This window comes from Nostoc sp. FACHB-888, assembly GCF_014696655.1.
In the GTDB taxonomy this organism is placed as follows: Bacteria; Cyanobacteriota; Cyanobacteriia; order Cyanobacteriales; family Nostocaceae; genus Nostoc.
Map to the genome: position 1 here is coordinate 34,210 of NZ_JACJQM010000028.1, position 15,441 is coordinate 49,650.

The following is a 15,441-nucleotide window of genomic DNA, read 5'->3' on the forward strand; positions in this document are numbered from 1 at the left end:
GCGAGAGTTGTTTGGCAGGAGGGGTACATCAATAAGCGATGCCCCATATTTAGATATAGATAATTCAGTATGCATTCTTATTCAGCCGGGTTTTGGCATATCCGGATGATTTGGAAAATTGCGTAGGCGCAGTCCATCGTAGACATCGCTTTTTCCAAAAAGAAACTCCAGAAGCACTAAGGCATTCTGGAGTAGTAACAGGTTTCTAACATCAATTAATTTTTACCTATGCGATCGCTAGATGTCGTTAGGGTATATACTCAAATGTATTTTATGTCTCCTCATCCGCAAATCGAACAGCAAATTACCTTCTTTTATACCCATAATCTCAATGCATCTATAAAGTTCTACGAAGAAATGCTGGGATTTGAGTTATGGCTTGACCAAGGAACCTGTCTAATTTATACTGTTAGTGGCTCTGGATACTTAGGATTGTGCCAGGCAAGCGAAATATCAACTCCTCCAGCCGACAAGCAATCAAGTGTTATTTTTACCTTGGTAACGCAGCAGGTGGATGAGTGGTTTGAATATCTCAAAGAACGTGGCATCAAATTTGAAAAGCCACCGACACTAAATGAAAAGTACAACATTTACCACTGCTTTTTACGTGATCCCAGTGGCTATTTAATTGAAATTCAACGTTTCGAGACTAAGCACTAAAAAAAAAGACATAACTAAATAAGTTATGTCTGAACGTTTAATTTGCAGGGCAGGATTTGTACAGGTTAGAACTTTTTGATTTACTGGGGTACATCATACCAAATAATGCTGTATGACCATCATCGATAGCTGTGTACCTTTTCCTCTATCGATTTATCTGGGTGAGGCGCGGGATTTATGCAGCCACCAAGTAATTTTTACATTTCTTTATAACTAGCTGCGTAGCATTGCTTTTGACTTTTATATAGCAGAAAGCAATACGCTCGAAGGTAAGATACAGTCATTACTGCCAGCATATGTTGTGATCTCCGCAACAGTAGTTATTACAGTATCGTCTTTGCCAATTTTGCTATTACTATAGTTATTATTTTTAAAGTATCGATATTTAATCTATCGGATCACTAAATATTATCTTAGGGTGACTGTATGGCAGCCGAAAAAATCACATGGCAAGGCAAAATGTTACAACTTAAAGGTTCAGTTGTCAAATCAATTTACAAACATATTTTATGGTGCGGAGCTTTCGGATTTTTGATTTCTCTGCTTTATCATTTTAAAGTGCCTGTATCCCAACCTATTTTAGGCAGTGTTATTCCTAGTATTGTTTTAGGTTTGTTACTTGTATTTCGCACTAATACTGCTTATGAACGATTTTGGGAAGGAAGAAAATGCTGGGGATCTCTAGTAAATAACATCCGAAATTTAGCCCGGCAAATTTGGGTATCTATTGACGAAATATCTCCAGAAGATAAAGAAAATAAAATTACAGCATTAAATTTATTGGTAGCTTTTGCTGTGACAACTAAATTACATTTGCGGGGAGAAGTAGTCAATAGCGAGTTAGAAGATTTAATGCCATCTAGTAAGTATATAAAACTGAAGATTATGAATAATCCCCCCATAGAGGTTGCCTTTTGGATAGGAGATTATTTACAGGAGCAATATCATCGCAATTGCCTTAACAGCTACCAGTTAACATCTATGCAAGAATTATTGAATAATCTTGTGGATAATTTAGGTGCTTGCGAACGTATTTTAAAAACACCTATGCCATTAGCTTATTCTATTCATCTAAAGCAATTATTGTTACTATATTGTTTCCTGTTCCCATTTCAAATAGTGCAGAGTCTGGGTTGGTGGACAGGTTTAATTACTGCTTTCGTTGGTTTTACAGTATTTGGCATTGAAGCCATCGGCTTGGAGATAGAAAACCCCTTTGGTTACGACCCTAACGACTTACCTCTAGATGCGATTTGCGAGACAATGAAACGCAATATTGACGATTTAATTACTCTAACTCCAAATGCGCGTAGACGCGAAGCGGCTTGTCGTCAGACATCGCATTCAAGTAATTTGACCTATGAGAAAAGTTGACTTTAGTTATAGCTGTTAAGTCCGATCTCACCGCGCCCTCCATCTTCTTTCGCAGTAATATATAAACGCGAAACTATCTCTTCATTGGTGGATGTGCAATGATACCTGTACGTAAAACTTTATCAAAGCCTGATATCCAACTTTCTTATTTAGAGTGGAACCAAGGGCGAGAACCTTTACTGTTGTTACACGGTTTAGGCGATCATGCTCTAGTGTGGTCTAGTTTAGGAGATTATTTAGCAGCAGACTACCACATAGTCGCACCAGATATGCGCGGACATGGCCAAAGTAGTAAGCCTGAGAGAGATTATAGCTTTGAAAGTGCGATCGCAGACCTCGAAGCACTTATGGATCATCTTGGATGGACTTCTGCCCATATCGTCAGTCATTCGTGGACAGGCAAATTAACCGCTATCTGGGCAAGGCAAAACCCAAAACGTTTGCGGAGTATAATTCTGGTCGATCCAATTTTCATCTGGAAAATGCCCAGCCTTCTCAGGGTAACTTTTCCTATGTTGTATCGCTTCTTGCCTTTTCTCAAAAGCATGGGCCCCTTTGCCAGTTATGAAGAAGCTGAAAAACAAGCACGACAGTTAAAGCAATATCAAGGATGGAGTTCCTTACAGCAGCAAGTTTTCCAAGCAGGAATAGAACAAAAACTTGATGGTAGTTGGGGCAGCAAATTTACCATAGCTGCCCGCGACGGCATTTTTGAAGCAGTAATGCAAGTGCCTGGTTTTACAATTCCCCTTGAGACTCATGCCATCTTCGTCCAGCCAAAACAAGGATTGAACCGTCAAGATTGGCAAATTCAACCCTACAAAACCTATCTTAACAACCTACGCATTTGCCAAGTTCCTGGCAATCATTGGCCGTTTTTGACACAACCAGAGGCATTTAACCAAACTGTAGCAGCTTTCTTGGCAGAACACTGATAGAAAATCAATTATTGGACGGGATTATCATCCGGCAACAGAAGAATTAATAGGAGCGATGTCTAGCAACAAGTAGCTACGCATCTGCGTTCCTGTTAAATGAGTCATTAGTTATCAGCATTCACTAATAACTGATAACTGTTAAAGTACGGATAAGCCAGTCATGAGCCTTTGTATCAATCCTGTTTGCCCTAAACCAAATAACCCGGATAATCATCAAAATCGCTTTTGTCAAAGTTGTGGTTCCCATTTAGAATTGCTAGGGCGTTATCGGGTAATGTACCTCTTGAGTGACAAAACAGGATTTAGTAAAGTTTATGAAGTGTATGAACAAGATACCCCTAAAATCCTCAAGATACTCAAAGAGGAGCTATCAGGCGATGCCAAATCAGTAGAACTATTTCAGCAAGAAGTAACCGTATTGGGACAACTCAAGCATCCCGGCATTCCTAAAGAGGATAGTTACTTTCAGTATCAAACTCGAAATGGTTTAGTGTTGCATTGCATTGCAATGGAAAAAATCGATGGGTACAACTTAGAACAGTGGCTACAGCAGCAGAATCATCCTATTTCCCAAAAACAGGCTTTAGCCTGGTTAAAACAATTGGTAGAGATTTTGGATTTAGTGCATGGTAAACAGTACCTGCATCGAGATATTAAGCCATCTAATATCATGATTCGATCCCCCCTTGGGAAGGGCTGGGGGGATTTGGCACTGATTGATTTTGGCACCGCCATTGAAATTGATAGAACTGACCCAGACCAAATTAGTAAGGGCAACGGGATGACAGCACTAATGTCATCTGGCTACAGCGCTCCCGAACAAATGAATGCTCAAGCAGTACCGCAATCAGATTTCTTTGCTCTGGGACGCACATTTGTATTTTTACTCACAGGATACCATCCTTTAGATATGTATGATGTCCAGCAAAATTTATTGCACTGGCACAATCATGCTATCTATATCTCACCCTTACTATTGAATTTAATTGATTGGCTAATAGCACCGGATATAGAAAAGCGTCCTGGCAATACTCAGGAAATTTTACAACGCTTAGAAGAAATTGAAACCCAACTAGCAGAAACTACTACTGAAAATCTTAATTTAGTGGAAGATTGTGATATCGAGCAATTGCCATCACCAATTGCTAAAACTTCATTTTCTCCACAAAAACAGCCAGAAGAAGTACCACTACTTAAGTTTTTTGCAGCTTTGCTATTGATATTAGCATTACTTAGTATAGTGGCTTTAGCAACGCGGACATCAAAATTTCCTGTCAGTTCAAATTACGGTCAATCTTCCCAAAAAAAAGGTAAAGTTGATTATTTTAGTTATCAAGAAGGTAGAGATAGCCAGGGGAAAGTAGCCGAATTTAATATAGCTGTTTTATCACTAGAATATAAATGGCTTTTAGGTAGCAATTTTCAAATAAAATATAATGATGAAATTATTAGTCTTGACCTTTTAAAGTTGAGCTTAGAGCAAGAAGATATACAGAATATTATGGAAGACCCTAGTGAGATTATTTCTGTAGGTACAGCTTCTTGTAAAGGTAATATAGAAGTTCAAGAACGAATGGCTCTAGAACGCTCTAAACAAATCCAATTTTTAGTAAAAAGAATATTTATTAATACACCAAGCGTTAAAGGTTATCGGATATTAAATTTGGGGCAATTTCAACGGAGTGATTGTCAGGCAAATCAGGATTTAACTAAATATCAGAGAAGTATTATAATTATTGGGGTTAAAAAACAATCAGCAGGCGTAATTCTCGACGAAGCATTACGAGATAGATTAGAAAAGAAGCCTTTTGCTGATTTTAAGTTAGAAGATTATTCTTTGGGAACGACAGAAAACTTTAAGACGATACCAAGTAATTTATAAAATCTCTAGTAAGAGGTTGTTTGAAAAGTGGTTGGCTATGATTTTAGGCACTTATTGATCCCCCCTAACCCCCCTTTTTAAGGGGGGAACCGGAATCAGAGTCCCCCTTTTTAAGGGGGATTTAGGGGGATCTAAAACGTTTTGCTACCAAGATGAGGACTTTTCAAACATCCTCTAAAGTACATTAGTGCATAGGCGTAACCCATTTTTGCTACCTTTGTATTAGACAGCGCTTTAGTTCTTTTTAGTTGAATGTTAAATTATTTAAGCTCCCATCCCAGAATACCGCTTTAAACCCGCACGCCATAGCAAACGATTCGCACCCAAAAATACTAATATCCATCCCACCATTGACCCAAATCCCTGCCCTATATCCACGGGTAGCCCGACCAAAAGACTCGCAGGAAAATCAATCAAATAGGGAAAAGGCGTAAACATCACTATTTTCTGCACAGGTTCTGGAAAGACCTCTAAAGGTGCTATCAAACCAGATAAAAAGAGATAAAACAACAACCAAAAATTTTCTAAAGCGCTAGCCCGTTCTGTCCAAAAGGCGAACATGGCAAAGGTGTACTGAATCGTAAACCGCAAAGCAAAAGCTAGCACTGCCGCCAAGATAAACAGCAAAAATCTACTCAAACTTGGTACCCAAAAAGCTTGCGGGTAAAGAATAAAAAATAATCCTATTAATAAAAAAGCAAACGTTAGCCGAGCAAATCTTTCAGAAATATGACTCGCAACATGATGCCATACTGGGTCGAGTGGCTGTAGTAACTTGGGCGAAAGCTTGCCTTCCACTACCTCCCTTTCAAACTCCCAAATTACCCAAACAACTGTAAGTTGCCTGACAATGAAAACCGTGATAAAGTAACGCGCAAAATCCACAGGTGATAGCCCAAACTGCCCGCCTTGTGCTGCCTGTATCCAGATACCCATGAGGATGATCGGTAAAGATCCAGCCAAAACCCATAAGATTAGTTCTGCTCGATACTCAACCATATAGGCGTAGTATACTAACAGCAAAGTTAGAGCTTTTCTAATAAATTTTTTCATCTATGGTGCATTTTCCTCTTGCCAACTCTACTCGTCTCAGCACTAATTACACGACACCCGCCTGAAAAACTCGTCCGATCACTTCTTCTACAGGCGGTTCGGTAACTGTTAAATCAATTACCTCCAAATCCGTCAAAATCTTAGATACCATGCGAGTGAGCGCCTCTCTTGGTACCATAAAATGCACTGATCGCCCTTCTAAGAGTTGCACATCACCATAGGTCATAAGTTTTTCTATCGGTAGAGGTTGGGCTAACTCTATATGAACTTCCCGATATGGGGCAAAACGTTCTAGTAGTCCATCTAAACTACCGTCATACATTAGTTTTCCCTGGTGAATCAACAGCACTCGTTGACACAAAGCTGTGATATCAGCCATGTAATGACTCGTCAACAGCACTGTAGCCTGATAACGCTGGTTGTAGTCGCGCAAAAAATCGCGCACCGCCACTTGAGCATTTACATCTAGTCCCAGCGTTGGTTCATCTAGGAATAATACGTGAGGACGGTGCAAAAGTGCTGCCAGCAATTCCGCCTTCATTCGTTCACCCAAAGATAGCTTCCGTACTGGTTGGGTAAGCTTGCCTTCTAAAGAAAGCATCTCTGTTAGTTCTCCCACCCGGCGCTGGAACTCTTTATCAGAGATGTTGTATACAGCAGCATTAATTCTCAAAGAATCCAGCGCTGGTAAGTCCCAAATTAGCTGCTGCTTTTGCCCCATTACCAAGGTAACTTTTTGCAAAAATATTTCTTTACGATGAAACGGAATTTGTCCAGCTACTTCAACAGTACCGCTAGAGGGATGAATCAGCCCCGTAAGCATTTTGAGTGTGGTGGTTTTACCAGCCCCATTTGGCCCCAAAAACCCCACAACTTCGCCAGGAGCAATTTCAAACGAAACATCTTGAACTGCTTGAATTGAGCGGTAGGTGCGGCGAAACAAGTGGGTGATTGTGCCTTTAATACCCGGATTTTTGACCGCTACTGGGTAAGATTTACTTAGCTTTTCAGCAATGATGATTGACATATTTTTTATATTAGAACCACAGATATATACAGGTAAACACACATAAATCACTAGTGTTTAACGCTATTTATCTGTGGTTTCAAAGACAAAAGCAGGGATTTTCGCCAGTGACATATCATGATTTACTGTGGTGGGCATTACTCAAGCACAACACATAGACTTTAGCGTAAACGTCCCGATCGCAATGTACTAATAATTAACCACAAACCTAATAAACTAGCGACTGCAAACAGGGTGGTACTTAAAAAAGATAGCTGAGTTGTCTGGGCTTTGGTGGAAATAATTGCTGCACCCATAATCAGCGAACCCACTAATATACTAAAAGATAGTCGGTTAGCCGCATCGTCCATAGTGCGCCGCACACCATCTAACCCCCGCAGCGATAAATTCCACTGTAAGGTTTCCGAGGTAACTCGGTCTAATAAAAGTTCAATTTGGCGGGGAGATTGGAGAGAGAGACTTTTAATATCTAAAATTGTCCTGAGGAGCGATGGCACTGGATTATCACCCACTAATTGCCGACGAAACAAGTCTGTAATTAATGGTTTGACTTCATCAAAAAAATTAAGCTCCGGGTTGAATGTCCGCGCCACACCCTCTAAATTTGCTAGGGTTTTGGCATACAAACCCATATTGCTAGGTAATCTAATTTTATTGTTGCGGGCAACTTGTAAAACTTCATAAATTATTTGACTGAAGTTTATTTGCGTTAGGCTGACATTGTGATATTTTCGCAACATGCGATCGTAATCATTTTCTAACCGCGACAAAATTACTGGTTGAGCAGAATCTGATAGCTGCAAAGTTAATTGAGCGCACCTTTGAGCATCTAAATCAACGATCGCTAACAACATCTCTGTTAATATCTGCTGTGTGCGGGGATCAAGTCTTCCCACCATGCCACAGTCTAAGAGGGCGACACGACTATCTTTGAGATAAAACAAGTTTCCTGGATGGGGATCGGCGTGAAAAAAGCCATCAATATATAGTTGCTGGAAAAATACCCGAAATAGCAAAGTAGTTATTTCTTTACGCTTTTCGGCAGGATCTTTAACGTTGGGGTCATTATTCAAATCCGCCGCCAGGAACGGCACTCCATCCAGCCATTCCATCACCAGTAATTTTGCTGTGGTCAATTCCCAGTTAATTTCCGCAACCACTATTTGCGTGGGATCATACCAGCGACTTTTAGATAAATTGCGTCGCAGTTGGTCTGTAAAACCCGCTTCCCGTGTAAAATCTAACTCGGCTTCTAGAGCTTTGGTAAATTCTTCGGCGATGGATTTAATTTCATAGGTTTGCCCAAATTCAGTCCGCGCTACTAAGTCGGCAATACCTTGAATTAAAGCAATATCTTGGGCAATGGTCAGATCAATTCCCGGACGTTGCACTTTCAGAGCAACTTCTCGACCATCTATTAATGTAGCTCGATGTGTCTGAGCAATTGATCCTGCTGCTACTGGAATCGGGTTAACTGTGCTGAAAGTTTCTGCTAGTGGACGTTTTAATTCTTTACGGAGGATTATTTCTATTTCTGACCAAGGAACAGGCGGTACTTCGTCTTGTAGAGTTGAGAGTTCCTCAATATAAGAGGCGCTGAGTAAATCTGGACGGGTAGAAAGTAGCTGACCAAGTTTAACGTAAACTGGCCCCAAGTCTACCAGGATATTTTTTAAAACCGCAGGTGTAGGTAGCTGGGGTTCATCAGCTTTACCACCAGTAAGTAACCTTCGCATATAGTCCCAGCCATTGCGAAGGAATACTTCAAGAATTTCTCGTTGACGGGGAACAGTTTGGGTGAGGAACATTTTTGAAGTGGGGAGTGGGGAGGGGGGAATGGGGGCAGGGGGCAGGGGGCGGGGGCGGGGGGCAAGGGGGAGAATAAAAAATTAGTTTCCCCTCTGCTCCCAGCTAAGAGCCCCTCTGCCTCTTTCAATGCTCTGCTTTTCGACAGTCAAGTTATAATGGGAAAATAGGCTTATTCGCCTCTACCAAGGGTTTTAACTTTTATAGCAGGTCGGTAAATCGGGAATCGCTTTGAAGAATTTTAAGGATCTGCTTGATTTCCTGGGTACGTTCTTTTTTAACAACGAGGGTGACATTGCGATCGCGCACAATCACCACGTCCTCTAAACCAATTGTAACAACTACATCCTCTGGATTTGAGGCATAAATAATTGCACCCTGCGTATCTAGCCCTACGTGCGTAGCCAGTTCCACATTGGGATTCTCCTCTGTTTTAAGTAAGCGTTCGATCGCATTCCAATCTCCTAAATCATCCCAACCAAAATCAACTGGCAAAACGTATGCTAGAGTTGTCTTTTCCATTAGCGCATAGTCTATACTCTTCTTAGGCAACTGGGGATAGATATCAGGGCCATGTTGTTCTAAAGGTTCGATAATTTCTGGCGCATGGGTATGTAGTTCCTTGAGAACAACCCCTGCCCGAAAAACGAACATTCCACTATTCCAGCTAAAACGTCCCGTGGATAAAAAAGTTTCTGCCGTTTCACGGTTGGGCTTTTCAGTAAAACGATTGACGTGATAAGCTGGCAACTCATTAAAGCTACCTATTTTTTCACCTTGTTCAATGTAGCCGTAACCGGTTGATGGAAAAGTAGGCTTGATCCCCAGTGTAACGATCGCTGCTGTGCTTGCTGCTAGTTGCGTAGCCGCGCTTAATGTGTGTGCAAACGCCTCTTGATCAGCAATCCAGTGGTCAGCAGGGAAAAAGCCAATAACAGCGTCTTCTCCATAGCGCTGTTTGATTTCTAAACTTGTCCAAGCAACGGCTGCGGCAGTGTCTCTGCCTTCCGACTCAATCAGTAAGTTTGCAACTGGTAGATCAGGTAATTGTTGTCTTACCCCTTCAGCTATCTGACTAGAAGTAATTACCCACAAGGAATCCCACCTGCCACCGAGTTCAATCAATCGATTGGCGGTTGCTTGTAATAAACTTCTAGAGCTACCATCAAGACTTAAAAATTGCTTAGGTCGGTCTTTGCGGCTCAGAGGCCAAAAACGTTCACCTTTACCACCAGCAAGGATTACGGGGAACAATAAAGTATTCATGTTGTCATACACGCCTACCGAAGAACATTACAAGTTTACAGTGAGCTTTTCCACTGGCAATATTTGTAGCTTGGATTAACATACCTTTAGGGAGTGGTTGAGTGGGGAGATAATTGTGATAAAACAAGTCGAATGGTCGGAAAATCCGCTTGGATCTCAGCAAGTTGCAGAATTTGAAACTGAGGTGCGATCGCAGCAAAGTCAACGAACAGAAAATCAAGTAACACCTGCACCAGTAGCTGATTCAGAGGAGGAGGATGTCGAACTAAACCCGCTAGCGCATCCCAATCGTAGGGTCGTCGAATCAATGGGTGCAATTCCCAATCAGCTTTACGAGAGACTGGGCTTAACCATGCCTCGATGGCTGTTGTGGATTATGACGGTTGTCATCGGCGTCGTCTTATCTGGGTTACTGGTATCAACCTTAGCTCTTTGGACTCCGTTATGGAGCAATCTAGATCGAACAGATGAAGATTTAGGAACTGCTCAAGACGAGGTAAAAATACCATTACCAGGGGAGTTATGGAGCAAACTCTCCCAGTACCAGCTTTCACGACCGATGAATATTTTAATTATGGGGATTGAACCAGTTAGCGGTACTGTTGATGGTTCACCAGAAAGCTTTGCTGGGAAAAGTGACACGATGCTACTGGTACGGCTCAACCCTAGTGAAAAATCGGTACGGGTGCTTTCCATTCCTAGAGATACAATGATCGCTATCCCAGAAAAGGGAGAAAAGGGATTAACTAAGGTATCTGATGCCAATGCCAAAGGCGGCCCAGTCTTGGCTGCACGGGTAGTTAGCCGTACTTTAAACAATGCCCCAATCGATCGCTATATCCGTATTTCTACCAGTGGCTTACGGCAGTTAGTCGATCAGTTAGGCGGAGTAGAAGTCTTTGTTCCCCAATCAATGGAATATAAAGACTCTAGCAGTCGGCTGTCGATTAATTTAGTCAGTGGCTGGCAAACCCTCAACGGCGAACAAGCAGAACAGTTTGCCCGATTCCGCGAACCAGGTTTGGGAGATTTACCAAGAGTGCAGCGTCAGCAAGCACTAACAGCAGCATTGCTGCAACGCTTAAATAGTCCTACCGTCTTACCCAGGTTGCCTCAGTTAACTCGCTTGATGCGAAAATACTTTGATACCAACCTGAAGATGGAAGAAATGATGGCGTTGGTAAATTTCGGACTCAACTTGGATCGGGATAATTTCCAAATGACCGTGTTGCCTGGTACGTTTAGCCGTTTTAGCAAAGACCCTGATAGCTATTGGCTAAATATGACTGGACAACAGAGCCTGTTGAATGATTATGTTGGGGTAAATGTACCTGGTCTGAAACCAGATATGCGTCAGGTTCCTAACCTCAAAATTGCTATTCAAAATGCTTCCAATCAACCTCAGCTAACTGAAAAAGTTATTGCTTATCTGAAACAGAAAGGCTTTACTAATATTTACAAAGTGCCTGATTGGCCAGATACCCAACGTCAAACTCAGATTGTTGTCCAAAAAGGCAACCGAAGAGTTGGAGTTGATTTGCAAAAAGTCTTAGGCTTGGGTCAAATTGAGGTAGCGGCGATAGGTGATTTAGAATCTGATCTCACAATTCGGATTGGTAAAGATTGGAAATAGTCAAGAGTCATTAGTCATTAGTCATTAGTCATTGGTTAAATGACAAGCGGCTAATGACAAAGGACTGCTGATAAATAATAAAGTTATGAAAAAGATTTTACTGCGCTTTTTTGGCTTGATTGTGATTTTGATACTGGCATTTGGGTGGGTAATACTTAATCCAAAACCTGCTTTTGCTCAGATAAACACAATCAATTACAACAATATAAATTTAGAAAATCGTGATTTTTCTCATGCTGATTTGGCAGGTGTGACTTTTGTAGCAGCAGAAATGCGGGGGACGAATTTCCAAGGAGCAAATTTAACCAACGCAATTCTCACTAAAGGGGTTTTGTTAAAGGCAAATTTAGAGGGTGCGAACTTGAGCGGCGCTTTAGTTGATCGCGTCACTATGGATGGTGCTAATCTTAAAAATGCCATTTTTACAGAAGCCACTTTGACCCGTAGCCGTTTTTTTGATGCCGAAATTACAGGCGCTGATTTTACCGACGCTTTGATTGACCGTTATCAAGTGTCGCTAATGTGTGAAAGGGCTGATGGGATAAATCCGGTTACAGGTATGTCAACGCGAGATAGTTTAGGTTGTAAGTAAAAAATCTCAACGTTGAGCCTAAAAACAGAGATATCAATTATCCGTGGGAATTTCAATTAAAAACTCTGTTCCTTCTCCTGGTTTAGAGGAACATTTAATCTGACCATGATGTTTTTCAACTATTATTTGATGGCTGATAGATAATCCTAACCCCGTACCTTTACCTGGTGCTTTGGTAGTGAAAAAAGGATCAAACATGTGCGATCGCACCTCTTCTGGAATCCCCAGACCATTATCCGCTATTCTAATTACAATCTGGTTATTAATGGCTTGCGTAGTAATCCAGATAGTTAAAGGTATTTTTGGACACCTTTGGGATAAGTTTAAATACCTTTGCTGTATAGTTTTAAACTTTTCCTCTAATGCATCAATACTGTTACTTAGAAGATTCATAAACACTTGATTTAATTGCGCTGGATAGCATTCGAGCAAACGTAAAGTAGCATATTCTTTCATAATTTCAATAGCTGGGCGTTCATTATTGTTTTTAAGCCGATGCCCCAAAATCAGCAAAGTACTATCCAATCCTTCATGAATGTCTACTGGCTTCAATTCAGCCTCATCTGTACGAGAAAAGTTTCGCAGTGATAGGACAATCTCACAGATGCGCTCTGTGCCTACTTTCATTGACTCAAGGGTTTTGGGCAAATCTTCGATGAGAAAGTCCAAATCAGTCTTGTCAATTTGCTGTTGGAAAGTTGGCGAAAGGGAGGAATTTTGACGGTAAAGTTTTACTACCTTTAGCAATTCTTGAGTATATTCATTTAAATGGATGAGATTGCCAAAAATAAAACTCACAGGATTATTGATTTCATGAGCAACTCCAGCAAGTAGTTGTCCTAATCCTGCCATCTTTTCACCCTGAATTAACCGAGTCTGAGTTTGTTTTAATTCTTGCAGAGCTTGAGTAAGTTCTAAGGTTTGACGTTTAGTTTGTTCAAGTAATTCCGCTTGCTGAATCGCAATTCCCAGTTGTACCCCTACTTGAGCCAGTAAATTAATTTCTTCCTCTTTCCAATAACGCGGCTGGGAATTCTGATAAGCAACTAATAATCCCCATAATTTTTCACCTTCCCGAATTGGGACAAAGGTTTCGTTACGCGGAAGCTCGTTATCGTCGTCTGTGTCCTCAAAAGTTTCTATAATCATTGGTTGAGCTTGTAAAACAGGCTTCCAACCATCTTTAAAAGAATCTGCCACAAATTTACCGCTCCAATCTGAGTTGAAACGGTAGATTGCAACTCGCTCGACTTCGAGCAACTCTCGCACAGCGTGAGTAGTGGTTCTAAAAATAGTTTTAATATCAAGTGACTGGCGGATTTTATCAATGGTTGCAGCCAGCAATTCTTGCCGTTCCATTGCTTTCTCCCGTTCAGTAGCTTCTGCTAACTGGACAACCTGCATTTGAACTTGCTTTAAATAAGAATCCTGTTTTAATGCCACTCCCAATTGCTCGGCTATTTGACTAGCAAATTCAATTTCAGAGGGTTGCCAGTGACGGGGAGCATTGCATTGATGAATACACAGCAATCCCCAAAGTTCTCCCTTTTTTAATAGAGGTGCGATCATATTTGCCCGCACTTGAAATTTTTCTAGGATTTGAACGTAGCAACCTGGAAACTTTTCTTGATAAATATCAGCGATCGCATTTATTCGACCTTGTGCGTAAAGGGGTGCAAAGTTTTCACCAAAGCAATAATCATAAACTTTTTCTGCTATTACTGAGTTACATTCAGGTACAACATCCTCAGAAATAAATTCTCCTTCCCAATTTTTTTGAGGGTCAAAACGAAAGACTGTCACTCGATCTGCTTGGAGCATTTTCCGTGCCTCGGTGACAGTAGTTTGGAAGATTGTATCTAAATCTAAGGATTCCCGAATTCGAGTAATCACGCTAGTTAATGTCTTTTGTTGCTCTGCTTGGTACTGAGCGTATGTGAGCAATTTATGGTGTCGCACTGCCACACCAATTTGTGTGCCGATTTTGCTCAGTGATTCGACTTCATAAGATTGCCACTGTCTGGGTGAGGTATTTTGGTAAGCAGCAATGACTCCCCAAAGTTGATCCCCTTGGAGAATGGGGGCAGTTGCAAAGGCTTTTGCCTGGAATTGCTCCAACAAGGTTACATGACAGTTTGTTAATCCGGCTTGATAAATGTCATTGACTGTAAATGCCTGGTTGTTAGCATAACGTCCTCCTTGCGTCTGTTGTAAATAAGTATCAGCGATCGCAGGCTGAACATCAACTAACGGAATCCAGCCTTCCGTAAATGATTCAGCAACGAAGTTACCACTCCAATCGTCGTTGAAGCTAAAGATGGCAACTCGGTCAGCTTGCAGCAGCTGGCGTATTTCTTGAGTTGTTGTTTTAAAGATGGTTTCAATATCAAGGGGTGAGCGAATTTCATCGACAATCTGAGCAATTACTTGGTCGCGTTGAGCCGCTTGAGCCAATTCTACGGCTTGCAATTGGACTTCATGGAGATGCTGTGCTTGTTGAATCGCAACAACAAGATGGTCAGCAATTTGACGAATAAACTCAATTTCCGATTCTTTCCAGTCACGAGCCTCACTGCACTGATGAATGCAAAGCAATCCCCACAGTTCCTTCTGGCGCGATAGAGGGACAACGAGGTTGGCCTGTACCTGAAATTTCCTCAAAAATGCCACATGACAATCACTCAGTCCCGCTTTGTAAATATCTGCTACTGCTTGCACTCTACCTTGTTGATAACTCGAAGCAAATTGTTCTCCAAAGCAGTGATCATAAACTTTTATTGCCAGTGCTGAGTCCCAGCCAAGTGCAACATCCTCAGAAACAAATTCTCCTTCCCAGTCTTTTTCATGGTCAAACTGGAAGACTGCTACACGATCAGCATTTAGCAACTGACGCACTTGTGTAACGGTAGTTTGAAAAATTGTTTCTAAGTCAAGAGACTCCCGAATTCGGACAATTACACTCGCCAGAGCCTTTTGTTGGTCTAGTTGCTCTTGAAGTTGAGCGCTTGACAAGAGAAGTTGATTTTCCGTGAAATTTGAACTGGGTTCCATTGCTCTGGATTTATGTAGTCTTTATATAATGATTCCTCATACCAAACTTCATTGGGTTAACGTCAAAGATATGACATTTGCAGTGTTCAACTATTTCCCAGAAGATGGTTATTGTTATAGTTCCCCTTTCTTGATTTATCCTCGTAATGGGTTAAAAAT

At 41.2% G+C, this 15,441-nt stretch carries 11 protein-coding genes; 6 read left to right on the top strand and 5 right to left on the bottom strand.

Going from position 1 to position 15,441, the window contains the following annotated elements:
• Window positions 1–273 precede the first annotated feature (273 nt).
• The 4 genes from H6G26_RS18535 (at window position 274) to H6G26_RS18550 (ending at window position 4,854) form a co-directional block, all read left to right on the top strand.
• Window positions 274–660 carry a VOC family protein gene (locus tag H6G26_RS18535; protein WP_190730650.1) on the top strand — a complete coding sequence of 129 codons (387 nt, stop codon included), beginning with the start codon at window positions 274–276 and terminating at the stop codon, window positions 658–660.
• Window positions 661–1,086: 426 nt separating this feature from the next.
• Complete coding sequence (locus H6G26_RS18540; protein ID WP_190730651.1) at window positions 1,087–2,034, top strand: bestrophin family ion channel; 948 nt, start codon at window positions 1,087–1,089, stop codon at window positions 2,032–2,034.
• Window positions 2,035–2,135: 101 nt separating this feature from the next.
• On the top strand, window positions 2,136–2,969 hold the full coding sequence (locus H6G26_RS18545; RefSeq protein ID WP_190730686.1) for an alpha/beta fold hydrolase: 834 nt from the start codon (window positions 2,136–2,138) through the stop codon (window positions 2,967–2,969).
• Window positions 2,970–3,132: 163 nt separating this feature from the next.
• Complete coding sequence (locus H6G26_RS18550) at window positions 3,133–4,854, top strand: serine/threonine-protein kinase (protein ID WP_190730652.1); 1,722 nt, start codon at window positions 3,133–3,135, stop codon at window positions 4,852–4,854.
• 264 nt (window positions 4,855–5,118) lie between these two features.
• Here the strand turns inward: H6G26_RS18550 and H6G26_RS18555 are convergent, their stop codons facing one another.
• The 4 genes from H6G26_RS18555 to H6G26_RS18570 form a co-directional block, all read right to left on the bottom strand.
• Window positions 5,119–5,907 (bottom strand): ABC-2 family transporter protein, encoded by a 789-nt coding sequence (locus tag H6G26_RS18555; RefSeq protein ID WP_190730653.1) that lies wholly within the window; start codon window positions 5,905–5,907, stop codon window positions 5,119–5,121.
• 46 nt (window positions 5,908–5,953) lie between these two features.
• Window positions 5,954–6,934, bottom strand: a complete 981-nt coding sequence (locus H6G26_RS18560; protein WP_190730654.1) for an ATP-binding cassette domain-containing protein — start codon at window positions 6,932–6,934, stop codon at window positions 5,954–5,956.
• A gap of 161 nt (window positions 6,935–7,095) precedes the next feature.
• Window positions 7,096–8,742: an AarF/ABC1/UbiB kinase family protein gene (locus tag H6G26_RS18565; RefSeq protein WP_190730655.1), complete on the bottom strand. Its 1,647-nt coding sequence runs from the start codon at window positions 8,740–8,742 to the stop codon at window positions 7,096–7,098.
• A gap of 199 nt (window positions 8,743–8,941) precedes the next feature.
• The gene (locus H6G26_RS18570; protein ID WP_190730656.1) at window positions 8,942–10,006 is read right to left on the bottom strand and encodes a mannose-1-phosphate guanylyltransferase; all 1,065 of its coding nucleotides are present in this window, start codon (window positions 10,004–10,006) and stop codon (window positions 8,942–8,944) included.
• Window positions 10,007–10,121: 115 nt separating this feature from the next.
• Between H6G26_RS18570 and H6G26_RS18575 the strand changes: the two genes are divergently transcribed.
• Together H6G26_RS18575 and H6G26_RS18580 are read left to right on the top strand one after the other, a co-directional pair.
• A complete protein-coding gene (locus H6G26_RS18575; protein WP_190730657.1) occupies window positions 10,122–11,639 on the top strand; it encodes an LCP family protein in 1,518 nt (505 codons plus the stop codon).
• Window positions 11,640–11,724: 85 nt separating this feature from the next.
• Entirely contained in the window at window positions 11,725–12,231 is a 507-nt protein-coding gene (locus H6G26_RS18580; protein ID WP_190730658.1) for a pentapeptide repeat-containing protein, read from the top strand.
• A gap of 33 nt (window positions 12,232–12,264) precedes the next feature.
• On the opposite strand, the gene H6G26_RS18585 is transcribed toward H6G26_RS18580, so the two are convergent.
• On the bottom strand, window positions 12,265–15,282 hold the full coding sequence (locus H6G26_RS18585) for a GAF domain-containing protein (RefSeq protein WP_190730659.1): 3,018 nt from the start codon (window positions 15,280–15,282) through the stop codon (window positions 12,265–12,267).
• Window positions 15,283–15,441: the final 159 nt, after the last annotated feature.